This is a genomic window from Streptomyces sp. SID3212 (genome assembly GCF_009865405.1).
Taxonomy (GTDB): Bacteria; Actinomycetota; Actinomycetes; order Streptomycetales; family Streptomycetaceae; genus Streptomyces.
In genome coordinates this window covers 1-341 of sequence record NZ_WWJY01000239.1, presented here as the reverse complement: position 1 = coordinate 341, position 341 = coordinate 1, and the positions used below count along the sequence as shown (strand labels likewise).

Annotated in this window: 1 protein-coding gene; it reads right to left on the bottom strand. The window is 71.8% G+C overall.

What is annotated here, in order from left to right:
• Positions 1-171: 171 nt before the first annotated feature.
• Positions 172-341 (bottom strand): NPCBM/NEW2 domain-containing protein (locus GT042_RS06900; protein WP_161307815.1); only part of this gene is annotated, 170 nt, incomplete at its 5' end.

Here is a 341-nt window from a genome sequence, read left to right as displayed (position 1 = left end):
CCCCTGCCCGGCCCCCGGCAACCGACCCGCGGATGAAAGCCGGGCCGCAGCGGGCACAATCAAGCCCGTCCGGCGATTGAGGACAATCAGTAAGCCGCGCCCGCGCACCGGGCCGAGGCCACAAACAAGCCCGTCCGGCGATTGAGGACAAAAGCACGGCCGCCAGGCCGTTCACCGACACGCGATACGAGACCGCGCCCAATCCCCCAACGCCACCCCACCCAAAGCCCCCTCCGCATCCACCACCAGCCGAAGCGACCGCTGCCCCGCGATCCCCACAACCACCCGAACCGCCGCCCCACCCCCCTTCAGCACCGGCGACCGCCACAACCGCCCCCCGG